Source organism: Collinsella aerofaciens (assembly GCF_039062365.1).
Classification (GTDB): domain Bacteria; phylum Actinomycetota; class Coriobacteriia; order Coriobacteriales; family Coriobacteriaceae; genus Collinsella.
On record NZ_JBCJBI010000011.1, the window covers coordinates 44,340 to 70,133 of the forward strand.

Here is a 25,794-nt window from a genome sequence, read left to right on the forward strand (position 1 = left end):
TTCGAGTCATAAGGAGCCGAGCACCATGGCACAGAGCACTTCTTCTACCGGCAATCAGCCGCTGATTGAGCTCAGGCACGTCGATAAGCACTATGGCGATCTACACGTCCTCAACGACATCAATCTCTCGGTCGACCGCGGCGAGGTCGTCGTTGTGATCGGACCCTCGGGCTCGGGCAAGTCGACCATGTGCCGCACCATCAACCGCCTGGAAACCATCGACTCGGGCGAGATCCTCATCGAGGGTGAGCCCCTGCCGCAGGAAGGCAAGGATCTTGCCCGCATGCGCGCCGAACTGGGCATGGTGTTTCAGCAGTTCAACCTGTTCGCACATATGACCGTACTGCAGAACGTCATGCTGGGACCGGTCGACGTGCTGGGCGTCTCCAAGGACGAGGCCCGTGAGCGCGCCATGGACCTGCTGGGCCGCGTGGGCGTGGCCGAGCAGGCCGATAAGGTGCCCGCACAGCTCTCGGGTGGCCAGCAGCAGCGCGTGGCCATCGCCCGCTCGCTTGCCATGCAACCCAAGGCAATGCTTTTTGACGAGCCCACGAGCGCCCTTGACCCCGAGATGATCAACGAGGTGCTCGAGGTCATGGTGCGCTTGGCGCAGCAAGGTATGACGATGATCGTTATTACGCACGAGATGAACTTTGCCCGCCGCGTGGCCGATCGCGTCGTCTTTATGGCCGACGGCCAGATCGTGGAAACCGGCACGCCCGACGAGTTCTTCAGCCACCCCCAGACCAAGCGCGCCCAGGGCTTCCTCAACTCCATCAAGGGCCACTAACCCAATTGCCACGCGGGCAAATTCATCAGTAACGTTTGCCCCGCGCCACCCATGCACCATGTCCCCCCGGATTCGAAAGCAACACCTATGATCGGAACCCATACCTCCTCGTCCTATACCCCGCACGTCGACGTTGCCCCCGCCGACCGTCCACTCATCCTGGTGGCGCCGCGTTGGGAAGGGGCAAAGCCGTTTTTAAGCGAAACGCTCTCCCCCAACGAAGAAATCGCAAGTGTCTTTGTCGATGCCATCCTTGCCGCCGGCGGCCTGCCGCTGCAGATGTCCATCACCGAGGACATTGAGGTCATCCGTCATTACGTCGATATCGCCGACGGCATCGCCATTCCCGGTGGCCCGGATGTCAATCCCAAACGTTGGGGCGATGATCGACCCTACGACCCCACCCTCTGCTGCGAGATCCGTGATAGTTTTGAGTTCAAGCTGGTCGACGAGGTGCTCCGCGCCAAAAAGCCGCTCTTTACCACCTGCCGCGGCACGCAGCTGCTCAACGTCGCCACCGGCGGCACCCTGTGCATGGACGTGCCGAGCATGGGCGCTCGCGAGGGCCGCTCGCAGTGGCGCCATACCCACGTGCTCAACGACCCTGTGCATCCCGTCGAGGTCGTGCCGGGCTCGCTGCTGGAGCGCGCGGTTGGCGGGCACAGGCTGATCCAGACCAACTCGGCACATCACTGCTGCGTCGATCGTCTGGGTAAAAGCACGCGCTTGGTCGCCAAGGCAACCGACGGCGTTCCCGAGTGCATCGAAGTCGAAGGCCAGCCTTTCTGCTTGGGCGTGCAATGGCATCCCGAGTACACCTGGCAGACACTCGAGACCGACTTTAACCTGTGGAAGTCGTTTGTCGAGGCAGCGTCCAAGGTAAAGCAGTCCCGCTAGCTCGCAAGCCACACAAGTTAAAGCCTCCTAAACCAGGGGGGGCGGACACCAGCCACGGTGCCCGCCCCCCCTGTATTTGGTATGCTCGGTATGGTCATCCCTCACAAACAATCAAAGAAATCTCGACCGCAATCGGTCGACGGTAAAGCAGATGGCAAAAACGCTTGCTACGTTTATTAGGCAGTCAATTAGAATCGAAATGCATTGACTATTCCCCAACGGGGTCACGCCACAAATCCACATGAGCATCGAGGCTGGAAGCGGAAGCATGGAATTGGCCCCGAGCTGTATGTAAATCGCCACGACGTTGACAAGCAACAGCATGCCAATCGGACCGAAGCCGGACCCAAAATAGGAAACAACAATTACGCAAGAAACCACGTATGCAAGGCAGGCAGCGGCAGCAAGAACAAGTCGATAGCAAAATACATGCAGGTTGAAATACTGCTGAGCATACAAAACGATCGCGCAGTTAAGACAGTACAAAACGACACTCGACAGGATAAACGCGCCCAAAAGGGCAAAAGAAGACAGCACCACTCGCGCAACGATAGCGCACACACGCTTCCCTCCCCGAGCCTCCGACAACCCCCACGGTTCCTCAATAAAGCCCGAACTGACAAAGCGCGGCACAATGCAAGCCGCGATGAACGGAAAGAACAATGCATGAGCCAACGGGGCTACGTTGAACAGCAGACCGCGAAAAACCTCTGCATTACCAAATAGAAGGACATCCTCTGCCGACAGCAGAAGCGTCGGGTCTGGGAAAAAGCCCAAGAAACTGTTCTCACGGAGGCTACAGAACCACATCGGGAAAGAATTAAGCTGCAATACCACCATGCACGCATAAATTACCAGGATTAAAGCGTACATCCATTTGCTCACATGCTTCAATTCTGACTGGAGAAGTCTTTTAATCTGACGAGCCATTGAGCACACCCCCAGCGCGAAAGCTCAAGAGAGCGTAAATCAATACCGATTGACAGCTGGCTGCCACGCCATATCCCAGAAGCGTCAGCTGCCCCATATCGCTATACCCAAGGGCACATCCGACTCCAAGGTACGGCCCCGGAAGAAAGAAGATCCATCGCAAGGACGGTATGGGTGTCTGAAGGTAAGTTCCGTAGAGCGTCAAGCTCATGACAAATCCGATTATTACCACAGCCCCGCTCAATACGGCGCTGCCTGTAATCCGATAGATGGTCACCGTCTCCAACGCAACCGATATCACCAATACGGCGTTAATCATCATCGCGGGCAAAAATGCAGCCAGCATGCTATACGCATAGTTTTGCCCTCCACGTGTTATCGCTATTGCAAACAGAAGAAGGCAAAGCGCACTATATGCTGCGCCAATTATTAAAGCAGACGAAAGTACATGTGCCAGAGCCCCGTTAAAGCAGGCAAGACCTCTTGCTGAAGAAATTCGGTATCCCTCTTCATAGCCGCGCTCCTGTAAAATCGCCAGGCAAACGATGAGCGGAACGAACAGAGAGGTGCCGGCAAAAGCACTGCGCACAAGGGACTCATCGGGTGCAGAAGGATCGATTACATTCCAGCAGAAGCCAATATCCTCCCCAAAAACGCTATTGCCAAAGGCGAGCAACGTTGTTCCGTTTTTTAGAAAGATGCCGAAGAGAAGGCCGAACGCCAGCATAAGCGCAAGACCAAACTTCGCCGGAAACATCCTGTGCAAACGCATCATATCTGCCTTTATGGGATGGATCGCCCGCTTCATAGCGAGACCGCCTTCATCAAGCGCCTGTAATACTCTTTTAGGGACGACGCCTCATCCCTTATGACGTCCATCGATTCCTTTTTCAGCAGTTCGCCGTCATGAAGAAACAGGCAGCTTGTTGCAACCGATGCCAACTCATCCAAATCATGGCTAGAGATGAGCATGGTCTTACCCTGTTCTCGATTCAATCGACCGATAAGGGCCCATATACTCTCGATGCCCAGCGGGTCCAACCCGTTTGCTGGCTCATCAAAAATAAGCAGATCAGTGTCACCCAACAAAGCCGTAGCTATATCCAGCCGCCGTTTCATTCCCAGAGAAAAACTGCTCACGCTCTTTTTCTCTTCGACGTCCAGCCCGACTAGGCTCAAAACGCGAGGAATCTCACGATTCGCATCAAGCCCCCATTCCAAACATCGGATTTGGAGATTCTCAACCGCACTGAGGGATTGGTATGCTCCGCTGGAATCTGGCACATAGCCGACACGCGTCCGCATCAAGCCAAGCTCTCTTTTTGATTTGCCTCCAAAGAGCTCCACGCTCCCCGACGATGGCTCGCAGAGGCCCAAGACGATTTTAATAAGCGTGCTTTTGCCCGCACCGTTTGCACCGACAAGGGCACAGAGCTCAGACTGATGCACCTCGAAGGAAACGTCATGCAAAACGTGCCGTTTCCCGTAGCGTTTTGAAACTTTTGATAGCTTTATCGCTGATGCGTTCATTGGACCCCCGTTCTGCTTGATAGAAAAATCGCTCATATCGTTCCTTCTTTCCTTTATTGTTTTCCATTGCTGTTATTGTTTTTCGATAACTCATATTTGTCAAGATAATCTAAAAGAAGGGACCCGTGTTAGACACGGGTCCCTTCACGCTGATACTTCGTTTTAGTTGTTCGCCTTAAGCTACTCGTCACTCAAATCGACAGCAAAGACTGATGTCGGAAGCGACGCCTCATTGCCTCCGCCGTCCCGCATCTGTCTCACGACATTTTTTGCGCGCTCGACAATAAGCTCCTCAAGCTCTTTCTCGCTCACGCGCTGAATAATATCTCCCGGTTGACAGTCAAGTTCATCGCAAATATCGAGAAGCGTCTTAAGGCGAATAGCTTTAATTTTTCCGTTTCTTAGCTTAGAAATATTAGCCGGAGTATGCCCCGTGGCACGAATCAGATCAGCACTGGTCTTTCCGGTCTTAAGCAGCTGCGTCTCAAGCTCGATGATGAGATAGCTCATGCTTCCTCCTACACAAGCTCGTCAGACTGCTCTTGGAGCAGCGAGGCATAACTCCAGATCACCGAGATACACAGACAGACAGCCGCGCCGATAAGCGACCCCGCATCAAAGGCAACGCCTTGGCAAATCTCAATAACGAAGGAATGAGGCACGACGTAAAGCTCCAGCCCACCAATGGTAAGATTGACCGATCCGTAGGCACCAATAAGCGAAACCGCGGCGTTAACAGCAAAGGCAAGCGCAAGAACACGGATAAGCCGCACATGCGTCTTGGTAAAGGGCGAGACGCCTCGCGAGATGTTACGGCTGATCCCACACAGAACGACAAGCGAAATACCCACGACGAGTGCCAGGCACAGTCCGCTTGGGATAACGATGCACCCGCCATCGAGAAGCGTCACGACGCCGAAAGAATCGACAGAAGCAACGTTTGCAACCGCATACCAGATCACGTAAACAACCAACGCGGCAAAAGCGACGAGCATCCCTGCAAAAACGGCTGCCATGCAAAAGCCAAGCTTCCTGATATTTTCGCCCGCTTTGGCCATACGCTGAACGCTGTTAGACATACACTCACCCTCATCGACTCTATCGTTATTCGAACAGTTTATCGAACAACGATATTGATTGCATGCGGAAAGCCCCGCCAGTGCGCATAGCCCATTCACTAATCAGAAGGGGTGAGAGTGGATTTTTGGACACGTATCGAACGAGAGTGGATAATCTCCCACTTCGAGGCCACCACCGGGCCTAAAACGGGAGATTATCCACTCTCATAGTCATCAAGGCTCGCAAGCTCTTATTCGGCCGCCTCGCGCAGGGCCGACATCGTAGCCGCATATTGCTGCTGCAACGCATGCATTCCCTCGCGAGCGCCGTCAACGGCATCGGCGCCGCGCAGCGCTTCGGTCACCACGACCGCCGGCTCGTACAGATTATCGAATCCCAGGTTCTGGCTCACGCCCTTGAGCGTGTGCGCTGCCATAAACGCTTCCTCGGCGTCTCCTGCCGCCATGGCAGCCTCCAACCTGTCCATGCTCTCGTCATCTAAAAACTTGAGGGCAAAGCGGGCAAGCATTTCCCCGCCCATCAGCCGAGCACACGCGTCATCATAATTAGCGCCGATCTTCTCATACGCCTCACGCATGGAAATCATGGGTTAAAACTCCTTTGGTCAAACTAAATCGTGGGAAACGCGACGACGTCAGCGGGGCGTGCCAACGTCTCGGCAATTTGGTCCTGCACCTCGAGCAGGCAATCGAGAAGCAGCGGGTTAAAGGTACCGCACTTACCGTCCAGGATCATCTGGATAGCCTCCTCGTGCGGGATGGCATCCTTGTACACGCGCACGCTCGTCAGCGCATCGTACACGTCGGCCACCGAAACCACCTGTGCGGCAATGGGAATTTCGTCGCCCTTAAGGCCATCGGGATACCCCTTGCCGTCCCAGCGCTCGTGATGCCAACGCGCAATCTGGTACGCATATTCCATAAGCGCATTGCCGGCGTGATGGCTACCCAGCTCAAGCAACATGTCGGCGCCGATCGTGGTATGCGTCTTCATAATCTCGAATTCCTCGGGCGTAAGGCGTCCGGGTTTGTTGAGAATCGCATCGTCAATCGACATCTTGCCGATATCGTGCAGCGCCGAAGCCAGGGCGATCGTGGAGCGCTCCTCATTGTCGAGGGAGATCGCGCCGCTACGCTGGACCAGACAGCCAAGCAGCAGCTCGGTCAGCTTTTCGATGTTCGTAACGTGCCTGCCGCTCTCGCCGTTGCGAAGCTCCATGACGCCGGCCATGATGTCGATGAGCATGCGACTGTTCTTGACGCGCTCGTTGTACTGCTGGGACAGCAGGTTCGTCAGGCGGCGCTGTTTGGCGTATAGGCGGATGGTGTTGCTTACACGGCGGCGCACGACACGGGAGTCAAACGGGCGGTTGATATAGTCCGAGGCGCCCAGCTCGTACGCGCGCAAAACCGCATCATCGGAATCTTCGCTCGAAATCATGATGACAGGCAGATTATCGATACCCGATCGGCGCGACAGATCAGCCAGCACCTCAAAGCCACTTATGCCCGGCATGACAATGTCCAGCAGCACGAGCGACAACTCATCGCCATAGCGGTCGACCATGTCGAGCGCCGTACGACCGTTGTCGGCCTCGAGGATGCAATACTCGTCCTTGAGCATCTCGTTGAGAATGGCTCGGTTCATCTCGGAGTCATCGGCGATAAGCACCAATGGCTTTTCGCTTTGGAAGGCCTCGATGGAATCGGCATCGGTCACGACCGTACCGGCTTTTGCCTTAGCGCGGCTCAGTAACTGGACAGCGCGGCCAACGCCCCCATCGACCGTCTCGCCATGAATGCGAACGCCACCAACACATGCCGTCAAGCTCACGTACTCATGGCCCGGAATAATCGTGGAATGAACGGCATCGGATACCTGATGCAGGCGACGGGTGAAGTCATCGGAGGGAATATTGGGCATGACGACCACAAACTTGTCGCAGCCATAGCGTACAAGCTCGTCAGTCGAACGAATTCCGCTGCGTATGGCTGTCGCCACAGCACCGAGCGCAAGGTCGCCGGCATGACGGCCACACGTATCGTTGAAGACCCTAAAATCATCAAGGTCGATCACCGCAACGCCGGCATTCATGCGGGCGCTACGGAGCTTTTCCTCGTAATATCGGCGATTGCGCACACTCGTCAGCACGTCGGTGTAGACAAGGTCCTCTTCTGCAGTCTCTTGTTCATCGATCGGACGCACCATCAGCAGGACGTGAGGCTCGCCCTCGACCTTCAGAGGGCGTAGGCGAGCGCGGTACTCAACACCATCGTTGAGCAGTTGCTCCGACAACTCATCGGAGTCTGCCAAAGCCTCAAGACTCGACTGACGCAGACAAGGGCAGCGATCGCCGGCGAGCAGGCAGTTAGGCTCGCTCTTAATCTGATCGGCCGACAGCAAACGCACCACGGGGTAGGTCTTCGCGACGCGGGCGACCTCAGCGGCAGCCTCCTCGTCGGTTAGATTGACCTCGTGATTATTGAGCATATGGGGCCCCTTCGATAGTTTCGCATGGTAGCGGTGGGTTCCAAATGCTACAAGGGTAACACCTTGCCGATGCAGGTAAGCACGTGAATGCTGTTACATTTTTATGACCTGGCAAACGGTGGTAATGGAACCGCGGGCGCGTGGTTATTGGCGCATTCGTTAACAATGACGAAACGCCAACAGTCCCCCTCCCCGCAGGTCATCGAGCGTGCTAACGCTCCAAGACATCGTGAACGGCGTTTGCCGCCGTAACGGGGCGATCGCGCAAACTGTTATGCGCGCCCGGGATCGTCACAAGGGGGCAATCGAGATATTCGGCAGCCGCTCGCGTACCAGCCTCGCGGGGTGTACCGACCGAAAGCTCGCCCAAAAACACAGCCGACACCGCCTTTGATTCGCGGGCGCGCTCCCAGTCGGGAGCATATGTCATATTTGTTCCGTATTCATTGGCCATAAAGCAACGACCATTGCGCAGGGCATGCTTGGCTTCCGCTTCGGTCGTCCCAGGAGCCTCGGGGTCCAAGTCGCCGAGAGCTCCCAAGAAAAGCCGAAGCGCCCTTGAAACCTTTCCAGCCGCAATCATATCGAGCAAAATCGGAGCTGCGCCCATGCCGACGCCTTCGGCCGACACAGCCGGCTCATGCAGAATCGCACGGGCGACGAGATGGGGTTCGGTGCGAAGAAGCTCCAGCGCCACCAACGTACCGGCGCTGTGCGCAAGCACATTTGTCGGAGCGCCAACGTGTTCGATCACGGCCTGCAGGTCGGCGGCCTGAGCGGCAAGATCATAGCTGCCGTCTGCCGCTTCGCTGCTGCCGCCACAGCCGCGGCGGTCATAGGCAATTACGCGGTAGTTGCGACCGAGCTCACATGCGATGCCGTCGAAAAATGTGCCGTCGACACAAGCGCCGTGCACGCACACCAAGGCAGGAGTATCAGGCGACACATCCGGGCCGGCATATTCGCGACAGGCAATCGTGGTGCCCGCATTCTCGACCGTAAAATCCATGTTGTGCCCCCATCATCAACGCCCATCCAGTTGCGCGTCAGTACGGCTGGATAGACCCGCATTGCTTTACGCCTTGTTAACAGATTAACTTTACCCGACCCGAGGCTTTTCATGACACGGCATAATGAGCGACGTGAAAAAACGAAACTTGTAAAGCAAGAGCCCGCGCCTTGCTTTGGAGCCGATGCTATGCTTAGGCACAATTGTCTTGAGGAGCATATGCCTATGTCTACGTTTTTGAATGCCAGCCCCATCTTTGGGCCCGTTCGCAGCCGTCGCCTTGGTCTCTCGCTCGGCGTCAACATGATGCCGGCCAGCGGCAAAATCTGCACGTTCGACTGCATTTACTGCGAAAACGGCCTCAACGCCGAGCGCCCCTGCCACGAGCCGTACAACACAACCGCCGTGGTACTCGACGCGCTCGAGGCAAAGCTGCGTGATATGGCAGCCGAGGGCGAGCTCCCCGATGTGATCACCTTCGCAGGCAACGGCGAGCCCACCGCCGCACCGGAGTTTCCGCAGGCCATCGCCGGTGCCGTCGCGCTTCGCGACCAGCTGGCCCCAAACTCCAAGATTGCCGTGCTCTCCAACGGCACGCGCGCCGACCGCCCCGAGGTACACAATGCGCTCATGATGGTCGACGACAACATTCTTAAGCTCGATACCGTCGACCCGGCATTTATCCAGCTGCTCGACCAGCCTGTTGGCCCCTACGACGTCGAGCACCAGATCGAGACGTTCGCAAGCTTTGACGGTCACGTTATTATCCAGACGATCTTTTTGACCGGCGAGTATCAAGGCAAGCCCATTGACAACACCGGCGAGGAGTACGTTGCCCCCTGGCTCGCGGCGCTCGAGCGCATCCACCCGCAGGAGGCGACCATCTACACGGTGGCGCGCGAGACGCCGGTCGCCGGCCTTGCCAAGGCAGCGCCCGAGGTGCTCGACGCCATCGCCGCGCGCGTCCAAGCCCTCGGCATTCCCTGCCAGGTGAGCTACTAGCAAAACCACGCAGCAGCTAGTGTCCGCCATCCCACTCCATCAGTTGCGGTGATATAGTTCCTATTTATGCTGTTAAACCGCTTAAATCGGAACTATATCACCGCAACTTTTATGGACGTGTGGGTGAACTATACTAGCTGCGAATGAAAGGAAGTTAGCCATGTTTGACAATGAACCCGTGCCCGGCCGCAACGACGCTTGCTGGTGCGGCAGCGGCAAAAAATATAAGAAATGCCATAGCGCCTTTGATGAGCGCCTCGAGCGCTTGTGGGAAGAGGGCTGGGAGGTTCTGCCCCGCACGCTCTACAAGACGCCCGCCGATATCGAGGGCATCAAGCGCTCGGCCGCCATCAACGTGGGTGTGCTCGATTACGTAGGCGAACACATCGCCGCGGGCATGACCACCAACCAGATCGACCAGATGATCTACGACTACACCGTCGAGCACGGTGGCACGCCGGCCGACCTCAACTATGAGGGCTACCCCAAGAGCGTTTGCACCTCGATCAACGACGTGGTCTGTCACGGTATCCCCTGCGATACGGACGTGCTGCACGAGGGCGACATCATCAACGTCGACTGCTCCACGATCTTGGACGGCTACTTTAGCGACTCGAGCCGTATGTTCTGCATCGGCGAGGTCTCGGCCGAGCGCCAGCGCCTGGTCGACGTCACCCGCGCCAGCGTGGAGGCGGGTCTGGCGGCCGTCAAGCCATGGCTGCCGCTGTCCGTTATGGCCGAGGCCGTGCAAAAGACGGTCGAGGACGCCGGTTTTAGCGTGGTGCGTGAGTACGGCGGACACGGCATTGGCAAAGAGTTCCACGAGGACCCGTTTGTGGGCTTTACCACCGAGGCGCCCGATGTGGACACCATCATGGCTCCGGGCATGGTCTTTACCATCGAGCCCATGGTCAACGCCGGAGCGCCCGATATCAAGATTAGCAAGGGCGACGGTTGGTGCGTGCGCACCAAGGACGGCAGCGATTCGGCCCAGTGCGAGGTACAGCTCGTGGTGACCGAGGACGGTTACGAGCTGCTGAGCTGGTAGCTGTGGATGCGCCGGGCTACGCGATGGATATGTTAATCATCGCGAAGCCCGGCGTTTTATTTGAACGTTTTGCCTGATACAACCTGCCAAAATAAACCTGTCCCTTTTTGGCAGGTTGGGCGGAGAGGACTGCTTGTGAACATCCTGGTTTTGTTGCCCGTCAATGACCGCCATCGCGCAATTCTTGAGTCGAGCGCTCCGGGCGAGGACTTTATCTACACGAGCGCCGACGCCGCCACGCGCGAGCAGGTTGCCGATGCCGACGTGATCCTGGGCAACATCGACCCTGACATGCTCACGGCATGCGAGCATCTCCAGCTGTTGCAATTGCAGACCGCCGGCTATGACGACTACCTTGCTGCCGGCACTGTGCCGGCTGACGCCAAGCTGTCTTGCTCGATCGGCGCCTACGGTCAGGCCGTAAGCGAGCACATGTTTGCCATGGTCCTTTCCATGATGAAGCGCCTGCCCGGCTATCACGACTTGCAGCGCGAGCATCGCTGGGAGGATTTGGGGCCGGTTACCTCGCTCAAAAATGCCAACGTGCTGGTGCTGGGCGCAGGCGATATCGGCGGCCACTTTGCCACGCTCTGCCGCAGCATGGGCGCACACGTCCGCGGCATCAAGCGCCATCCGCTCGTCTACCCCATTGTATTTGAGGACATGGACGACATGGATGCCCTGTCTGAGCGCCTGGCCGAGGCCGACATCGTCGCATCTTTTATGCCGAGCACACCCGAGACCCGCGGCCTGGCGAACGCCGAGTTCTTCGCCGCGATGAAACCGGGCGCCTTCTTTGCCAACGGCGGCCGCGGCGACCTTGTGGTCGCCGACGACTTGGTTGCCGCCCTGGAGTCGGGACATCTCGCCGGCGCCGCAGTCGACGTCACCGACCCCGAGCCGCTGCCCGAGACAAGCCCACTGTGGGATGCACCCAACATGCTCATCACGCCGCACGTCTCAGGTTGGTTCCACTTGGAGGCTACACTCAACAATGTGGTCGACATTGCCGCAGAGAACCTGCGTCACCTGCAAGCCGGCGAAACTCTGCGCTGTTGGATTGAACATTAGGGTTCCGCCGTTCTAACGAACGGCGGACCGGTCGACGCTGCGCGCCCGTCTGGACGGCAATCTGCCTTTCAATCGTCGGGCATGGCCAGAAGGCCAATGCCCTCCTCTTTCAAGGCACCTTGCTCGACCAGACGGGCTCTCGCTGACTTTTGTTCAACCTGCGGGTCTACCCAGTGCTGGCTCAGCCCGGAAACTCTCGCTGAACATTATTCGACCTGTGGGGTCTTCAAATTGTTAGAGCGTTGCTAAGTAATTCTTTGCGTCTTCTACGCTCATTGCGGCGACTGGTGCGTGTGAGCAGAGCTTGACGTCGTTGGTGACCAGTAGATCTGCTTGGGCGCGTATTGCTGCCGCAATGATTAAATCGTCTTCGTAATCGCTATGGAGCTCACGCTGCTTACTCGCCATCCATATGTCGCTCAGGTCGCAGGGCACGGGCGTAGCAAGTTGCGACAACACATCAAGACAATCCCATGCGAGTGATGTCGCCGCCGAAGCGGCATCTTGAGACAGCGAACCGTGCTCTCGCCGATACCACGCCTTATGTTCACTCGAAATCAAATAGAACAGGTCTTTGGACGATGTCGCCGCATACATCAGCTCAGCCTGAGCCGTACACGCATCACGCAAAAACTCAATTGCCGCCGAACGACCGCGTCGTGAAGGGATGAAATAATCAAGCCAGACGTTGGTGTCAACCAAGATGCGCTTAGGATTCTCACTCATAGAGCCAGCTCATCTCCTCGCCATAGCGATCAGCATAGGCGTTCCGTTTGAGCTCTTCGTCGTCCGATGGCTGAGCCCTGACCATATCGATTCCCGACTCACGGCAAGCGGCAGCGAACAGCTTCGACCCCTGATCCATGAGCTCGAGCTTACGTTTGGCGGCCTTTTCGCGCTCGCGCTGTTCCGCCCGGGCACGACTGGGCAGCAGGATATCCTCGAGCGCACCGGGGCGATCGGCCAGCGACGCTGCAAGCTGCCAGAGCGCTCGCACCGCTTGGCTCGGCGTCATACCGGCCCTGGAGAGAGCGGCGTCCCCACTCCTTTTGAGATCGGCATCGAGACGTACGTTGATCTGAGCGGCTGTTGTGGTCATGACCCCTCCTTAATACTTCAAAATTATCATAAAACTCTATGGTAGATACGTAAAGCATGTATAGTATTTATCAGCATTAGCCGTACTCTGTACACAAAAAACCGCCGAGGCACACTGCACCTCGGCGGCCACGTACCACCGATCTAGTTCGGTTTCACCCTTTGCATTCGCCCAGATAAAACCTGCCAAAATTAACATCCCTTTTTGGTAGGTTTTAGAGCTCTACGCTTTCGGCACCGTTGATGTTGAGGTTGCGCTCGTAGAAGGCGGTGAGGGCGCGGATGGCGTACATCACGTCGCGCACGCCGCCGGTCTCGTAGCTCGAGTGCATGGCCAGCTGCGGCAGGCCCACGTCCACGGCGTGCATGCTCGCCTGCATGTTCGACAGGTTGCCGAGCGTGGAGCCGCCGGCCATATCGCTCTTATTGGCGAAGGCCTGCGTAGGCACGTCGGCGTCATCGCAAATAGCCTGGAACACCGCGCGGCTAAAGGCATCGGTGCAGTAGTGCTGGTTGGCAGCTTCCTTGATAACGATGCCGCCGTTGAGCACCACCTGGTTGCGCGCATCGCACTTCTCGGCGTGGTTGGGATGCACGGCATGCGCGTTGTCGCAGCTCACGAGCATCGAGGTGGCAAGGGCGCGATGGTACGACTCGTCGTCGAAGCCCAGCGATCCGTTGATGCGGCGCAGTGCATCGGCCAAGAAGGTCGACATGGCGCCCTGCTTGGTCTCGGAGCCAACCTCCTCGTTATCAAAACAACAAAAGACCGAGATATCGTGCGCATTCTCGGCACCCAAAAATGCCTGCAGCGAGGTATAGGCACAGGCCAGATCGTCGAGCTTGGGCGTCGAGATAAACTCGTCGGCCCAACCCCAAATGCGCGCATCCTGACGATTGACCAGAAACAGGTCGCGGCCCAAGATCTGCTCAGGCTCAACATCCAGCTCTTCGGCGATCAGGGCATCAAAGTCGCCCTGCTTAAGCTCGCCGGCGCTGATGAGCGGGCACAGGTCGACAGCTCGGTTGGGAGCAAAGCCCTCATTGACGCCACGGTTCATATGGATGGCAAGGCTCGGGATAATGGCAACCTCGCGCTCGGTGGCAAGCAGGCGGCTCTCAATACGGTCGCCCTCGCGCACCAGCACGCGGCCCGCCAGTGCCAGCGGGCGGTCGAACCAGGTGTAGTCAATCATGCCGCCGTAGGCCTCGGTGTTCAGGCGCAGCGTTTCGCCCGCGCCGTCGAGCTCGGGCACGGCCTTAACCTTAAACGTCGGCGAATCGCTGTGCGACGCCGTGAGCTGAAAATGGTAGTCGCCGGCAACGCCGTCCTCGCCCCACGTCGCGGCAAGGTCCTCGCCAACCTTAAAGGCGATGACGCTCGAGGTGTTGCGCTGCGTGTAATAGCGACCGCCCGGCTCGATGTCCCACGCCGCATTCTCGGGCAGGTAGGTAAAGCCCGCCTCGTCGAGCTCGGCCATAACGGTCGCCGCCGTATGGAACATGCTGGGGCATGCCTCGATAAAGTCGATAAGGTCGTTGGCCGCCTCGATATCGTCGGCCGTCACGTGCACGCGCTCGGGCGTTTCCTGATCCGTCATGCTCTCCCCTTTCGCTGGGTTGATGGTCTCCTCCAGCATACCCCGCCGCGCCAGTGCCGCGCCTTTCATTCCGTGCTTAATTCCGCGCTGTCCGCCAACTTGCGAATTTCTAACATTGCTTACATTTCTATACGCTTGAGCTAACACGTTTTACCCCCGTATCAACAGTGTGCGGGGGTAAACTTATGCGCATGTTATAACTTGCCCGGAAGGATTCACCATGCTTAGGATCGGTCTTCTCACCAGTGGCGGCGACTGCCAGGCGCTCAACGCCACCATGCGCGGCATCGTCAAAACGCTCATGACCAATAGCGAAGAACCTATCGAGATTTACGGTTTTGAGGACGGCTACCAGGGCCTTATCTACAGCAGGTTTCGCGTCATGACGCCCGCCGATTTTAGCGGCATCCTCACCCGCGGCGGAACCATCCTGGGCACGAGCCGTACGCCGTTCAAGCGCCTGGACATTCCCGAGGCCGACGGCGTCGAGAAGGTGCCCGCGATGGTCCACACCTATCACAAGCTGCAGCTCGACTGCCTGTTCATGCTGGGCGGCAACGGCTCCACCAAGACCGCTAACCGTCTGCGCGAAGAGGGCCTCAACGTTATCGCACTGCCCAAGACCATCGATAACGACACCTGGGGCACCGAGATGACGTTTGGCTTTACGAGCGCCATCGATGTCGCCACCAAGTGCATCGACGACATCCACACCACCGCTTCGAGCCATGGCCGCGTGTTCGTCATCGAGATTATGGGCCACAAGGTTGGTTGGATTCCGCTGTACGCCGGCGTCGCGGGCGGCGCGGACGTCATCCTGATTCCCGAGATTCCCTACGACATGGATAACGTCATCAAAACCATCGAGCATCGCATGGAGACCGGCAGCCGCTTTACCATCGTGGCCGTCGCCGAGGGTGCTATCTCCAAGGAGGACGCGGCGCTGCCCAAGAAGGAGTACAAGAAGAAGCTCGCCGAACGTACGAGCCCCTCGATTGTCTACGACATTGCCAAGGAGATCGAGGCAAAGACCGGCCGCGAGACCCGCGTCGCCATCCCCGGCCATACGCAGCGCGGCGGTCAGCCCGACGCCCAGGACCGCATCTTTGCGACCCAGTGCGGCGTCGAGGCGGCGCTGGGCTGCCTGCGCGGCGAGTTTGGCTACATGATCGCCCTGCGCGACGGCAAGATGTGCCACATGCCGCTCGAGGATGTCGCCGGCAAGCTCAAGTATGTCGATCCCCAGAGCGACCTGGTACGCGAGGCCAAGGCGTTGGGCATCAGCTTCGGCGACGAATAGCCTCGGCCGAAACTGCTCTCATCGGAGGCCCCAGGGCTTACCTCCCAAATCGTCCTCGGACATGTCAGGATCCCGCCGTGCGCTTCGCGCGGCGGGATCCTTCCGTCCTGCGGAAAGATTTGGGAGGTAAGCCCTGGGGCCTCCTGCGGTAACCGGGGAGGCCGAGGCTATTCGTCTTCTTGCTGCGGGTGCCTAGGGTGGGGTGTGGCGTGCATTTTTGGGAGTATTCAGCAGCCGAGGATGCCTGCATACTGGATTTTGGGCGAAAGACAGGCACTATGGGCCGCATCCTGTAAAAAACGATCGGTCCTCGAGGCACTGGGGGCTCAGAATCAAGGCTTTCGGCGTGGTTTTGCACTCCCATTCCCGCGCCCGCGGGCTCCGGGATGCTGAATACTCCGGAATTTGCACGCCGCCCCCTGGGTTACCCGTAGGCAAAAAGCAACCGCCCCGCCGAAATATGCAATCGGCAGGACGGTTTATGCAATTTAGTGGCTGTGGGCGCGTCGGTGGCTCGCTACAGCTTGAATCCCAGAACGGGTTACTCGGCGCTCTTAAAAGCGCCGAGTAACCCGCCAAAAAGGGACAGGTTCATCTTTGGCAGGTTAATCTGGGCAAACGCCGGACAACCATTAGGTGGCCCGGCGTTTGCCCCGCTTTGCTGGGAATGTCTGTCGTTCAGTGCTCTTACTGGCCAGTCCAGTGTTGCGCATAGCTTTTAATGTCTTCGGTAAAACCATCAAGATCGTCGAGGGTAATCACGCTGTCGATAAGCAAATTAGCTATCTCACGGTGCATTGTACTGCGGCGAAGGTCGTTCACCAGCACTCCTGAGGACAGCTTATCCCTATTGATACGCTCTTCTAGCGCCCAAAATCTACTGGACGCTTCGCTGTCGCCGTTCAGCATCTCAACGTACCGGCCGATGAGCTTTTCCATATAACGTTCTTGCCATTGAGGAAGCATTTTCTTAAACAGCTTCCAGTCGCTTTCGGCTACGTCGCGCATATGTTCTCCGCTCGTCAAACGGGCTTTCCATTTGCCTTTCATTCTATTTGGTTTTCGCTCGCAGGCGTGGATGAGAGGCTCTCTTCAGCCTTCGAGATTGAGCTTGAATGATCCGTTGCCACAAAATGGACCTATCTACTACGTTTGCTACCACACCCTCGACCATGACAAAGATTGTAAAAATAAAACCGCAGGTAGAAAGCTTGCCAGTTTTCGAAAAAGGCGGGTATGGTCGGCCCCTTCGGGCTAAACGTAGTAAATAGGCCCTTTTCTTGGCGCGCGGTCAGCTCAATGCTTATCTCCGTGCCGGAACTGACCCAATTGTTTGTTAGTTGCGGTGATATAGGGACTGTTTGGCGCTTTGGAGCCTCAAAACAGTCCCTATATCACCGCAACTTGGAAGGGACGGGCGGTGTCGGATGAGTGGCGCTGGCGGGTTAGGGCGGTTTAGGCCTGTTTGCGGTGCTTCCATTGTTTGCGGCACCAGTGCATAAGCGCTTTTACGATGGGAATCGTGATGAGGATGACCCATGCGGGATGGGGCTGTCCCAGGCAGAACCACATGTAGAGGAACCAAGTTATGGCAGCTGCCGGGTAGACGGCGTCGACAAGCTTTGACAGATGACGTCGGTCGATGAAATCGCCAAGCGCGTAGTAGACGGGAATCAAAAAGACGAGGAAAAGTCCCGTAGTCCACACGCCGCAAATAATGCCGAGCGCCAGATAGGCGAGGGCGACAAGCACGGGGAAGGGGAACTTATTCCACGCGCGACCGAGCTTGGTGTGGAAATGCTTGCCATGATGGTCGAGCTTGTCGCGCGCCTCTTTCCAGCTGGAGAATTGTTCGCCGTCGATAACCACGGTGCCATCGGCATTGGTGTGCACGCTGTGCCCGTCGTCCTCTAGCGTGTCAATATGCACGCCGCCCGGCCCCACGTGCACCTCTTCACCCTTGCGGTCGTTGGTCACATGGATGCCGCTCCAGCCAACATGGACTTCCTCGCCTTTATTGGGATCAATGACGTGGATGCCGCGCGCGAGGGAAATATCGACAAGTGGTTTGTCGCCGCAATCGGCGTGCTCAGTAGAAGCCTCAGCCTCGTCAGCCACATCCGCCGTCTCGGTGTCGGCACTGCCGTCCTCAAGGTCGTCGGCATCGCTAGCCGCTTCCCCATACAACAGCTCGTCCAGCGACACGCCATACAGCGCGGCGAGCGCAATAAGGTTATCGGTATCGGGCGAGGATTCGCTGCGCTCCCATTTACTGACAGCCTGGCGGCTTACACCCAGCTGGGCGGCAAGGGCCTCCTGAGAAAGCCCGGCAGCCTTGCGGCGATCAACGAGCCGCTGCGCCATCGCAAGATCCATGGCAGTTCCTTTCATGTGGTGACCGTAATCGAATGAGCCGAGTATGCCGAGAACAACCGGTAGCGACCACCATTTCTAGTTAGAATCTGCCCCAACCCTACCGCAACTACCAGTAGCAACCCCTAACGACCTGCCATTTCATGACAAATGTCGGTGCAAATAACAACCAAGAGCCCTCTCGATAAGTTGCGGTGGAATAGTTCCCGTTTGGCATAGCAGAGCCATAAACGGGAACTATTCCACCGCAACTTACTATTAGGCCACGCACTCGCAGAGTAGCTGCGGGTGCCTGGGGTAGGATGCGGCGTGCATTTTTTGGAGTATTCAGCAGCCGAGGGCACCTGCATACTGGATTTTGGGCGAAAGGCAGGCGCCATGGGCCGCATCCTGTAAAAAACGAGCGGCTCTTGAGGCGTTGGGGGCTCAGAATCAGGACTTTAAGCGCTGTTTTGTGCGCCCGCTCCCGCACCCGCGGGCTCCGGGATGCTGAATACTCCGGAATTTGCACGCCGCCCCCTGGGGTACCCGCGGGCAAAAAGCAACCGCCCCGCCGAAATATGCAATCGGCGGGGCGGTTTATGCAAAAATGCGGTTGTGGTACATTACAGCTCGCTACAGCTTGAATCCCAGGCAGGTTACTCGGCGCTCTTGAGGGCGCCGACCATGTCGATCTTGTTGAGAGTTCGGTTGGTGGCGAGGTTGACGATAAACGTAAAGCCAAAGGAAAGCACCACGGCGAGCACGTAGCTTAGCGGCTCGACCTCAACGTCGAAGTACAGCGACGGCATCTGCAAAATGTACGTAAAACTCTCGGCCAGCAAGCCGCCCAGTGGCACGCCCAGCGCGGCGCCAATCGCCGTGAGGATCAACGTCTCCTTGTTGACGTAATGGTGCACCTCGCCACGGCGGAAGCCCAGCACCTTGATGGTCGCCAGCTCGCGTTCGCGCTCGGAGATATTCGTGTTGGACAGCGTAAACACCACCACAAACGATAGGCACGCCGCCATAAAGGTCACGAGCACCACGACCGAATTGATAATCGTAAAGTTCGCCTCATAGTTTTCCCAATGCTCGGCCGTACTCGAAATCGAAAGCCAACCGTCACTCTTAAGATTCTTGCTAAACGCAATCTGGTCGGCCGACGAGCCCTTAAGCAGCACAAAGACGCCGTTGAGGCGTGCGCTTCGACCGAACGCGCGCTCATAGGTGCCCTGCGTCATGTAAAGCGTGTTGCCCAGATAGTTAAGCGAAATGTCACCGACTTTGACCTTGGCAACATTGAGTGACGAATCTTGGACGTGTGCCGTATCGCCCGGCTGAATCCCAAGAACCAGCTGTGAGCTCTTGCTCAGATACACGTCTCCGTCACGCAAAGACAGCGGCTCTTTGGACTCATCCTCCAGGCGCACGTAATCGCCCAAGTCACCCGTGCGGTCGTCGGGAATCACGATGAGCTGCACGGTCTCGCTCTTGCCGCCAAACGTAAAGGTAACGTTGTCGGTCATAATCGGCAGCGTCGAAGTCACGGTCACGTTGGAATCATTGGCCGCGCTGCGCTCATCCAACGCCGCGCACGTCTGCGAAAAATCGTCGGGATTGGCGACCGCCAGCAAGTCATAGCGCGTGATATGCCCGTATTGTTTGGGCGAAAGCGCCACCGACGTATCGCGGATGCCCATTCCGCAGATCACGAGCGCCGTGCAGCCGGCGATACCGAAGATGGTCATAAAGGCGCGCTTTTTGTAGCGAAACAGGTTACGCGCTGCCACCTTGTTCAAAAAGCCCATGCGGCGCCAGATAAAGCCGATGCGCTCGAGCAGAATGCGCGAGCCGGCGCGCGGAGCCTTGGGGCGCATGAGCGAGGCAGGGGTCTCGGCCATCTCGTGGCGGCAGGCGATAATCGTGGCGCCCACCACGCCCACGGCAAACAGCGCCACCGAAACGATCGAGGACACGATGTCGTACGAAAGCAGCATCTGGGGCAGCGAATACATGTCGTCGAACACCGTAAACAAGAACAGCGGCAGGCCCACAAAGCCGATGATATTGCCGAGCACGCCACCGATCAGACACGCCCACAGCGAGTAGTCCACATATTTGGACAGGATGCGTCCGCGCGAATAGCCGAGTGCTTTGTACAGGCCGATGAGCGTGCGCTCCTCCTCGACCATGCGCGTGGCGGTGGTAAGGCTGATGAGCACGGCGACGATAAAGAAGATAAACGGGAACACGGTGGCGATGGCCTCGATCGAAGAACTGTCGCTATCGACGCTCGAGTAGCTTGCGATGTTGCCGCGGTCCTGGATGTACCAAGCGCATTCGCCCAGATCGGAAAGCTCGGCGCGGGCATCGGCAAACTGCTGGTCGGCGGCGGCACGGCGCTGGTCCAGGTCGGCTTGCGCCTGCGCACGCTCGTCGCTGCCCTCCGCCATGCGATTGATGTTGTCCTGCTCAATCCCAAAGAGCATATTCGCCTGGCGCTCGGCCGCATCCAAGCTTGCCGGCGTGTCGACCGTCAGTTCCTGAGCGCGCGCCTTCTCACGCTCCTCGCGGATCTTCTCGATATTGCCCTTGACCTCATTGATCTTTGCCGCGTAGGAATCCGAATAGGAGTTGAGGCTCTTGGCTCCCTCGACGATCACGTGGACCGCGGAGTAGGAAGAAGATGTCGCGGCGTCCTCGCTCACATAGAACTTATAGTCCGCCGCCGAAGCAGCACGGAAGGCGTTGACCGTCGAGTCGGAGCTCACGTCGGTGGGATCGAGAACCTCGGCCGTGATGGTGTAATCGCCATCGGCAAACTGGTCCTTGGCACTTTGGTTCGACGAGCTCGCATCGTTGGCGGCAAAACTCACCGTATCGCCGAGCTTTTTGCCCGAAGCCTTCAGGAACTTCGAAGTCACCGCAACCTCATCGGCGCTCTCGGGCAAATCGCCGTTCACGAGCACCGGCTGATCGATGTTCTCCTTGGAGAGACTCTGCACGACCACGCGCTCGCGCGTTGTACCCACGGCGGTGTAGGCGGTCTCGGTGTAGATGCCCTCGGCCGTCTCGACACCATCGACCTCTTGGATGGCGGCGAGATCATCGTCGGTCAGGCCATAAGTCGACTGGACGTTGATATCGTAGACATTCTGCTGGTCAAAGTAGGCGTCAACCGAATCGCACAGGTCCTCGCAACCCGCCTTAAGGCCGCACATCACGCTCACGCCAAGCGCGGTGATGACCACGATTGACAAGAAACGCTTAAGACTGCCTCGGATTGTGCGGTAGATGCCACGGCGAAAAACCGTCGGCACCATATCGTTTGAGCTTTGGGCAGTGCGGTAGGTCGTAAAATCCTGCTCGCGCTCCGTGTTCTGCGCGTCGCGGCGTAGGCTGTTTTGGCGGTCCTGGTCCATGGGCGCTACCACTCGATCGTCTCGATAGGCACGGGATTTTGCTGGACCGTCTCGCTCTCCACGCGACCGTTCTTAAAGCGAATCAGGCGATCGGCCATGGGCGCAAGCGCGGAGTTGTGGGTGATGATAATGACCGTAATGCCCTGTTTGCGGCAGGTGTCCTGCAGCAATTGCAAGATCTGCTTGCCGGTTTTGTAGTCGAGTGCACCCGTGGGCTCGTCGCACAAAAGTAGCTTGGGGTTCTTTGCCAGTGCACGGGCAATGGACACGCGCTGCTGCTCGCCGCCCGAAAGCTGCGCGGGGAAGTTGGCGAGGCGCTCGCCCAGGCCAACCTGGCAAAGCGTTTGCTCGGCATCGAGCGAATCGGGGCAGATCTGCGCCGCGAGCTCGACGTTTTCGAGCGCCGTCAGGTTGGGGACCAGATTGTAGAACTGGAAGACAAAGCCCACGTCGGCGCGACGGTATTCCACGAGCTGCGCCTCGTTAGCAGAGCTCACGTCGCGCCCGTCCACCGTCACGGTGCCGGAAGTCGCCGTATCCATGCCACCCAGAATGTTGAGCGCCGTGGTTTTACCGGCGCCCGAAGCGCCCAGGATAATGGCAAGCTCGCCACGCTCAACAGAAAAGCTCGCACCGTCGAGCGCATGGATGCGGGCGTCGCCCTCGCCGTATGCCTTGATGACGTCTTTGAATTCGATATAAGCCATCGATTAATTCCCATCTGGTCGGATAACTCTTTAGTATTACCCATTTCGCACCTACCAAAAAGGGACAGGTTTATTTTGGCAGGTTTTATATGGGGAAATGGCGGCTATAGATGAGGCGCCGGGAAGGCAGAGACATCATCGACGGGGTCAGGCCGACCGCCAAACACAACGCACGCATCTCAATCTGTCAGCCAAATCATTCGAACAGCTGTTCGTTTCTATGATATGATTCCGTTATCTAAGCAGGCCAATACGCAGAAAGGCGGCCAACATGGCGTTCGACTTTAAGAAGGAATGCAAGGAGCTCTACAGACCTGCGAGCAAGCCGAGTATCGTAACTGTCCCGCCTATGAGCTACGTTGCCGTTCGCGGAAAGGGCGACCCAAATACTGAAGGTGGCGAGTATCAAAACGCCCTGCCGCTGCTTTACGGCATCGCCTATACCGTCAAGATGTCGAAGAAAGGCTCAAGGAGTATCGAGGGCTATTTCGACTTTGTGGTACCTCCGCTCGAGGGTTTCTGGTGGCAAGACTCCCCCGAGCGGCGACATCGATTATGTACGCAAGGACGATTTCAACTTTATCTCGTGCATCCGCCTGCCCGATTTCGTCAGCCGAGATGATTTTGACTGGGCAGTCGCGGAGGCCACGGCCAAAAAGAAACTGGACTTTTCTGCCGTCGAGCTGCTTAAAGTTGACGAGGGTCTCTGCGTTCAATGCATGCACACCGGGCCCTATGACGACGAACCGGCGACCGTAAACGCTATGCATGAATACACGACCGAGCAGGGCTATGTCCCCGACTTCTCAGGCACCCGTTTACATCACGAAATCTATCTCTCCGATCCACGCAAATGTGCACCGGAGAAACTAAAGACCGTGGTTCGTCATCCTATCAAGCGCGCTGAATAGCGCGGGGCGTCATTTCACGCGCTAGGTTTTAAGCCAGCCAACCAGCCGCCTCCTAGGCCGCCCGGTAATTATCTTGACGCGGCCCGTCGCATCTTATAAGTTTGTTTTGCTAAAGCTGGAAAGCCTCTCAACGATGCGCAACTCCAGCTCTTTTTCTATCAAGAGAGTAAGTGTCGGAAAGCAAAATGTCAGAAAGCAGCGCTTCGAGCAGAGTCAAACGCCTGGTCAGCACCTATAGCGGCCTCGTGTTTATGGGCGCTGTCGGAATCCCCGTCGGCGTTATCGTTGGCGCCATCTGTGCCCTTTTTGGCCGCGTGCTCCTGGCGATCGGCACTTTCCGCGACGAGCACATCGCACTGCTCCTTCCCTTCCTCGCCCTCATGGGCTTGGCCATCGTATTTGCCTACCGCACCTGGGGCAAAGGCACCGATCGGGGCATGAGCCTGGTATTCGACGTAGGTCACGGACGCGAGGACGCCATCTCCCCGCGTTTGGTGCCGCTCGTTATGCTGAGCACGTGGGGGACGCACCTCTTTGGCGGCAGCGCGGGACGCGAGGGCGTGGCCGTGCAGATTGGTGCAACCGTCTCGCACTGGATCGGCCGGCGTCTACCTTTCCGAAACCCCGGCAACACGTTTTTGCTCATTGGTATGGCCGCTGGCTTTGCCGGACTCTTTCGAACGCCGCTCGCCGCCACGGTCTTTGCTATCGAAGTGCTGGTCGCGGGACGCATGGAATATCGCGCGCTGTTTCCCGCGCTTACGGCCGCGCTCGCCGCAAGCATGACCTCCGGCGCCCTGGGGCTCGAGAAGTTCGAGGTCGCTGTTGCCGCCTCATGCGCGCTCGACCTCCCCGGTCTTGGACGGCTTGCGGTGTTGGGCATCGCGTTTGGCATGGTAGGCGGCGCCTTTGCCTGGTGCCTTGCCCACGCCAAGACCCTTGCGGCGCGGCTACTCCCCAACCCCTATGCGCGCATCGCCGTCATCGGCATCGCGCTATCGGCGATTCTGTTCGTGCTGTGGCAGGGGCGATACTGCGGCCTTGGAACAAACCTGATATCGGCTGCGCTCGACGGTGACGGCAAGGTCGTCATCATGCCTTGGGACTGGGCGCTCAAATTCGCACTCACTATTGCCACGCTTGCCGCAGGGTATCAGGGTGGCGAGGTGACGCCGCTATTCTCCATCGGAGCCAGCCTGGGTGTCGTGCTCGCTGGAATTCTCGGCATGCCCATCGAGCTCTGCGCCGCGCTGGGCTACGCAGCCGTCTTTGGCAGCGCCACCAACACGCTGCTCGCACCGATCCTCATTGGCTGCGAGGTCTTCGGTTTCGGTAATCTGCCGGCGTTCTTTATCGTCTGCGTTGTGGCTTATCTGTTCAACATGGACAAATCGATCTACGCCCTGCAGGAGCGGGCGTAGAAAGATGTCCAAGCAGGTGGTCTCAACCGGAAACGGCGCCCCACTCTGAGGCTGTATTCCGGGACACGGTTTCCGCTCGGGACGCCATTCGGAAAGCGCATCCCGCTTTAAAACAGAATTCCGGGACGTGGTTTCCGTCTGAGCCTCCATTCGGAAAGCGTGTCCCGTTCTTTCACGGCATCTTGGCTATGCAAAGTGCTCGAGCGTTACTCCTCGTACGCGCCCTCAAGCCGCAGCAGCCACTCCTTGCGGTCGAGGCCGCCGGCATATCCGTTGAGCGAACCATCGGCGGCAACCACGCGATGGCACGGCACAATAATCGAAATGGGATTACGCGCGACCGCAGCCCCCACCGCACGAGGAGACACAACAGGTGCCTCGTTTCCCGGCACACGATGTCGAGCCGCAACGCGCTGAGCGATCTCGCCATACGTAGCGACCTCGCCACGCGGGATAGAGAGCAGCTCAAACCAAACCTCACGTTGAAACGCCGTGCCAATCATATGCAACGGAGGCGTAAACCGAGGTTCCTGCCCTGCAAAATAAGCATTCAGCCAAGCCCAGGAACGCTCAAGCACCGAAGACGCCGCACCATTTGCAGGACTCACCGACGACATGCCGCCAGCACCAGAAACTGCATCGGCGCCTTCAACATGTTCGGGATCTTCTTTGAGAAGCGTGGAGCCAAAATGCTCCTGCCCCTCAAACCAAAGCCCCGTCAGACCGCGGCCATCAGCGGCAAGCAAGATTTCGCCCAAAGGCGAAGCAAACGTCGTCGTGACCACCAGCGGCTCCTTTCAAAACTCCGCACCATAATACCGCGAATTGTGCAGACAACTCCAATCGACCCCAAAGTCACCCAAGGCAGCAGGCGCAACGCGCCGCATCTGCCGCACGACCCCAAAGTCACCTCAGGCAGCAGGCGCGAACGCGCCGCAGCTGCCGGCCGCGCCCCGCAGTCCCCAAAGGCGGCAGGCGCAAAGCGCCGAGGCCGCCGCCGGGACCAGGGCCCGCAACAGCCACGCACCCCCACATCAGCCCAGCGGCCCCAACCAACAACGGCCCCATCGCAGACCGCTCGCAGCAGCGTCACCGCAGGCGGGGGCTGGGCTTAGTTTTCAGAACACTCCGC

The 25,794-nt window shown here is 58.0% G+C and carries 24 protein-coding genes; 8 read left to right on the plus strand and 16 right to left on the minus strand.

The genetic code is table 11. The annotated features are described in order from the left end of the window. The first annotated feature begins 25 nt into the window (after positions 1-25). Both ABCN01_RS06930 and ABCN01_RS06935 read left to right on the plus strand, forming a co-directional pair. Positions 26-790: an amino acid ABC transporter ATP-binding protein gene (locus ABCN01_RS06930; protein WP_342995841.1), complete on the plus strand. Its 765-nt coding sequence runs from the start codon at positions 26-28 to the stop codon at positions 788-790. Between the two features lie 87 nt (positions 791-877). Continuing rightward, on the plus strand, positions 878-1,687 hold the full coding sequence (locus tag ABCN01_RS06935; RefSeq protein WP_342995842.1) for a gamma-glutamyl-gamma-aminobutyrate hydrolase family protein: 810 nt from the start codon (positions 878-880) through the stop codon (positions 1,685-1,687). A 111-nt stretch (positions 1,688-1,798) separates the two neighbouring features. Here the strand turns inward: ABCN01_RS06935 and ABCN01_RS06940 are convergent, their stop codons facing one another. From ABCN01_RS06940 to ABCN01_RS06975, 8 genes are all read right to left on the minus strand, one after another. Continuing rightward, entirely contained in the window at positions 1,799-2,617 is an 819-nt protein-coding gene (locus ABCN01_RS06940) for a hypothetical protein (protein WP_342995843.1), read from the minus strand. Then, positions 2,601-3,425 carry a hypothetical protein gene (locus tag ABCN01_RS06945; RefSeq protein ID WP_342995845.1) on the minus strand — a complete coding sequence of 275 codons (825 nt, stop codon included), beginning with the start codon at positions 3,423-3,425 and terminating at the stop codon, positions 2,601-2,603. Before ABCN01_RS06945 ends, ABCN01_RS06940 begins: the two co-directional genes overlap by 17 nt. Further along, positions 3,422-4,183, minus strand: a complete 762-nt coding sequence (locus ABCN01_RS06950; RefSeq protein ID WP_342995846.1) for an ABC transporter ATP-binding protein — start codon at positions 4,181-4,183, stop codon at positions 3,422-3,424. The genes ABCN01_RS06945 and ABCN01_RS06950 overlap by 4 nt, the downstream gene beginning before the upstream one ends. 144 nt (positions 4,184-4,327) lie before the next feature. After that, positions 4,328-4,657: a helix-turn-helix domain-containing protein gene (locus tag ABCN01_RS06955; RefSeq protein WP_089572320.1), complete on the minus strand. Its 330-nt coding sequence runs from the start codon at positions 4,655-4,657 to the stop codon at positions 4,328-4,330. 8 nt (positions 4,658-4,665) lie between these two features. Then, complete coding sequence (locus tag ABCN01_RS06960; RefSeq protein WP_117798465.1) at positions 4,666-5,226, minus strand: hypothetical protein; 561 nt, start codon at positions 5,224-5,226, stop codon at positions 4,666-4,668. Between the two features lie 230 nt (positions 5,227-5,456). Further along, positions 5,457-5,813: an Hpt domain-containing protein gene (locus tag ABCN01_RS06965; protein WP_195543987.1), complete on the minus strand. Its 357-nt coding sequence runs from the start codon at positions 5,811-5,813 to the stop codon at positions 5,457-5,459. Positions 5,814-5,836: 23 nt separating this feature from the next. Further along, positions 5,837-7,717: a diguanylate cyclase gene (locus ABCN01_RS06970; RefSeq protein ID WP_342995850.1), complete on the minus strand. Its 1,881-nt coding sequence runs from the start codon at positions 7,715-7,717 to the stop codon at positions 5,837-5,839. 211 nt (positions 7,718-7,928) lie between these two features. After that, the gene (locus ABCN01_RS06975) at positions 7,929-8,726 is read right to left on the minus strand and encodes an alpha/beta fold hydrolase (protein WP_342995851.1); all 798 of its coding nucleotides are present in this window, start codon (positions 8,724-8,726) and stop codon (positions 7,929-7,931) included. Positions 8,727-8,951: 225 nt separating this feature from the next. Here ABCN01_RS06975 and ABCN01_RS06980 point away from each other — a divergent pair, with 225 nt between their 5' ends. From ABCN01_RS06980 to ABCN01_RS06990, 3 genes are all read left to right on the plus strand, one after another. Further along, positions 8,952-9,728 (plus strand): radical SAM protein, encoded by a 777-nt coding sequence (locus ABCN01_RS06980; RefSeq protein WP_342995852.1) that lies wholly within the window; start codon positions 8,952-8,954, stop codon positions 9,726-9,728. Between the two features lie 160 nt (positions 9,729-9,888). Next, the gene (map, locus tag ABCN01_RS06985; protein WP_342995853.1) at positions 9,889-10,776 is read left to right on the plus strand and encodes a type I methionyl aminopeptidase; all 888 of its coding nucleotides are present in this window, start codon (positions 9,889-9,891) and stop codon (positions 10,774-10,776) included. A 135-nt stretch (positions 10,777-10,911) separates the two neighbouring features. Continuing rightward, positions 10,912-11,847 carry a D-2-hydroxyacid dehydrogenase gene (locus tag ABCN01_RS06990; protein ID WP_343007115.1) on the plus strand — a complete coding sequence of 312 codons (936 nt, stop codon included), beginning with the start codon at positions 10,912-10,914 and terminating at the stop codon, positions 11,845-11,847. A gap of 234 nt (positions 11,848-12,081) precedes the next feature. Here the strand turns inward: ABCN01_RS06990 and ABCN01_RS06995 are convergent, their stop codons facing one another. The 3 genes from ABCN01_RS06995 to ABCN01_RS07005 all read right to left on the minus strand — a co-directional run bounded on the left by ABCN01_RS06995 (position 12,082) and on the right by ABCN01_RS07005 (position 14,546). Then, positions 12,082-12,573 carry a PIN domain-containing protein gene (locus ABCN01_RS06995; protein ID WP_342995855.1) on the minus strand — a complete coding sequence of 164 codons (492 nt, stop codon included), beginning with the start codon at positions 12,571-12,573 and terminating at the stop codon, positions 12,082-12,084. Continuing rightward, positions 12,566-12,946 carry a translation repressor RelB gene (locus tag ABCN01_RS07000; RefSeq protein WP_118081124.1) on the minus strand — a complete coding sequence of 127 codons (381 nt, stop codon included), beginning with the start codon at positions 12,944-12,946 and terminating at the stop codon, positions 12,566-12,568. The genes ABCN01_RS06995 and ABCN01_RS07000 overlap by 8 nt, the downstream gene beginning before the upstream one ends. Positions 12,947-13,160: 214 nt before the next feature. Beyond that, positions 13,161-14,546, minus strand: coding sequence for a M18 family aminopeptidase (locus ABCN01_RS07005; protein WP_342995856.1), 1,386 nt, complete (start codon positions 14,544-14,546; stop codon positions 13,161-13,163). Positions 14,547-14,766: 220 nt separating this feature from the next. On the opposite strand from ABCN01_RS07005, the gene ABCN01_RS07010 reads away from it, so the two are divergent. Next, positions 14,767-15,846, plus strand: a complete 1,080-nt coding sequence (locus ABCN01_RS07010; RefSeq protein ID WP_342995857.1) for a 6-phosphofructokinase — start codon at positions 14,767-14,769, stop codon at positions 15,844-15,846. 687 nt (positions 15,847-16,533) lie between these two features. Here the strand turns inward: ABCN01_RS07010 and ABCN01_RS07015 are convergent. From ABCN01_RS07015 to ABCN01_RS07030, 4 genes are all read right to left on the minus strand, one after another. Then, on the minus strand, positions 16,534-16,854 hold the full coding sequence (locus ABCN01_RS07015; protein WP_055286844.1) for a hypothetical protein: 321 nt from the start codon (positions 16,852-16,854) through the stop codon (positions 16,534-16,536). Positions 16,855-17,301: 447 nt separating this feature from the next. Beyond that, on the minus strand, positions 17,302-18,222 hold the full coding sequence (locus ABCN01_RS07020) for a helix-turn-helix domain-containing protein (RefSeq protein ID WP_342995858.1): 921 nt from the start codon (positions 18,220-18,222) through the stop codon (positions 17,302-17,304). A gap of 635 nt (positions 18,223-18,857) precedes the next feature. Beyond that, entirely contained in the window at positions 18,858-21,623 is a 2,766-nt protein-coding gene (locus ABCN01_RS07025; RefSeq protein ID WP_342995859.1) for an FtsX-like permease family protein, read from the minus strand. Between the two features lie 5 nt (positions 21,624-21,628). Next, positions 21,629-22,330 carry an ABC transporter ATP-binding protein gene (locus tag ABCN01_RS07030; RefSeq protein WP_022094672.1) on the minus strand — a complete coding sequence of 234 codons (702 nt, stop codon included), beginning with the start codon at positions 22,328-22,330 and terminating at the stop codon, positions 21,629-21,631. A 494-nt stretch (positions 22,331-22,824) separates the two neighbouring features. Here ABCN01_RS07030 and ABCN01_RS07035 point away from each other — a divergent pair, with 494 nt between their 5' ends. Both ABCN01_RS07035 and ABCN01_RS07040 read left to right on the plus strand, forming a co-directional pair. Continuing rightward, positions 22,825-23,241, plus strand: a complete 417-nt coding sequence (locus tag ABCN01_RS07035; protein ID WP_425458723.1) for a GyrI-like domain-containing protein — start codon at positions 22,825-22,827, stop codon at positions 23,239-23,241. 185 nt (positions 23,242-23,426) lie between these two features. After that, a complete protein-coding gene (locus ABCN01_RS07040) occupies positions 23,427-24,662 on the plus strand; it encodes a chloride channel protein (protein ID WP_342995862.1) in 1,236 nt (411 codons plus the stop codon). A gap of 206 nt (positions 24,663-24,868) precedes the next feature. Here the strand turns inward: ABCN01_RS07040 and ABCN01_RS07045 are convergent, their stop codons facing one another. After that, a complete protein-coding gene (locus tag ABCN01_RS07045; RefSeq protein ID WP_342995864.1) occupies positions 24,869-25,447 on the minus strand; it encodes a methylated-DNA--[protein]-cysteine S-methyltransferase in 579 nt (192 codons plus the stop codon). Positions 25,448-25,794 lie beyond the last annotated feature (347 nt).

Bases quoted from the DNA above. Each gene is read 5' to 3' on its own strand.
- map (WP_342995853.1), top strand. From the start codon at position 9,889: ATGTTTGACAATGAACCCGTGCCCGGCCGCAACGACGCTTGCTGGTGC.
- ABCN01_RS06970 (WP_342995850.1), bottom strand. From the start codon at position 7,717: ATGCTCAATAATCACGAGGTCAATCTAACCGACGAGGAGGCTGCCGCT.
- ABCN01_RS07020 (WP_342995858.1), bottom strand. From the start codon at position 18,222: ATGGATCTTGCGATGGCGCAGCGGCTCGTTGATCGCCGCAAGGCTGCC.
- ABCN01_RS06995 (WP_342995855.1), bottom strand. From the start codon at position 12,573: ATGAGTGAGAATCCTAAGCGCATCTTGGTTGACACCAACGTCTGGCTT.
- ABCN01_RS07010 (WP_342995857.1), top strand. From the start codon at position 14,767: ATGCTTAGGATCGGTCTTCTCACCAGTGGCGGCGACTGCCAGGCGCTC.
- ABCN01_RS07015 (WP_055286844.1), bottom strand. From the start codon at position 16,854: ATGCGCGACGTAGCCGAAAGCGACTGGAAGCTGTTTAAGAAAATGCTT.
- ABCN01_RS06965 (WP_195543987.1), bottom strand. From the start codon at position 5,813: ATGATTTCCATGCGTGAGGCGTATGAGAAGATCGGCGCTAATTATGAT.
- ABCN01_RS06950 (WP_342995846.1), bottom strand. From the start codon at position 4,183: ATGAGCGATTTTTCTATCAAGCAGAACGGGGGTCCAATGAACGCATCA.
- ABCN01_RS06940 (WP_342995843.1), bottom strand. From the start codon at position 2,617: ATGGCTCGTCAGATTAAAAGACTTCTCCAGTCAGAATTGAAGCATGTG.
- ABCN01_RS07000 (WP_118081124.1), bottom strand. From the start codon at position 12,946: ATGACCACAACAGCCGCTCAGATCAACGTACGTCTCGATGCCGATCTC.
- ABCN01_RS06960 (WP_117798465.1), bottom strand. From the start codon at position 5,226: ATGTCTAACAGCGTTCAGCGTATGGCCAAAGCGGGCGAAAATATCAGG.
- ABCN01_RS07005 (WP_342995856.1), bottom strand. From the start codon at position 14,546: ATGACGGATCAGGAAACGCCCGAGCGCGTGCACGTGACGGCCGACGAT.
- ABCN01_RS06980 (WP_342995852.1), top strand. From the start codon at position 8,952: ATGTCTACGTTTTTGAATGCCAGCCCCATCTTTGGGCCCGTTCGCAGC.
- ABCN01_RS06945 (WP_342995845.1), bottom strand. From the start codon at position 3,425: ATGAAGCGGGCGATCCATCCCATAAAGGCAGATATGATGCGTTTGCAC.
- ABCN01_RS07040 (WP_342995862.1), top strand. From the start codon at position 23,427: ATGTCAGAAAGCAGCGCTTCGAGCAGAGTCAAACGCCTGGTCAGCACC.
- ABCN01_RS07025 (WP_342995859.1), bottom strand. From the start codon at position 21,623: ATGGACCAGGACCGCCAAAACAGCCTACGCCGCGACGCGCAGAACACG.
- ABCN01_RS06955 (WP_089572320.1), bottom strand. From the start codon at position 4,657: ATGAGCTATCTCATCATCGAGCTTGAGACGCAGCTGCTTAAGACCGGA.
- ABCN01_RS06930 (WP_342995841.1), top strand. From the start codon at position 26: ATGGCACAGAGCACTTCTTCTACCGGCAATCAGCCGCTGATTGAGCTC.
- ABCN01_RS06975 (WP_342995851.1), bottom strand. From the start codon at position 8,726: ATGGATTTTACGGTCGAGAATGCGGGCACCACGATTGCCTGTCGCGAA.
- ABCN01_RS06935 (WP_342995842.1), top strand. From the start codon at position 878: ATGATCGGAACCCATACCTCCTCGTCCTATACCCCGCACGTCGACGTT.
- ABCN01_RS07030 (WP_022094672.1), bottom strand. From the start codon at position 22,330: ATGGCTTATATCGAATTCAAAGACGTCATCAAGGCATACGGCGAGGGC.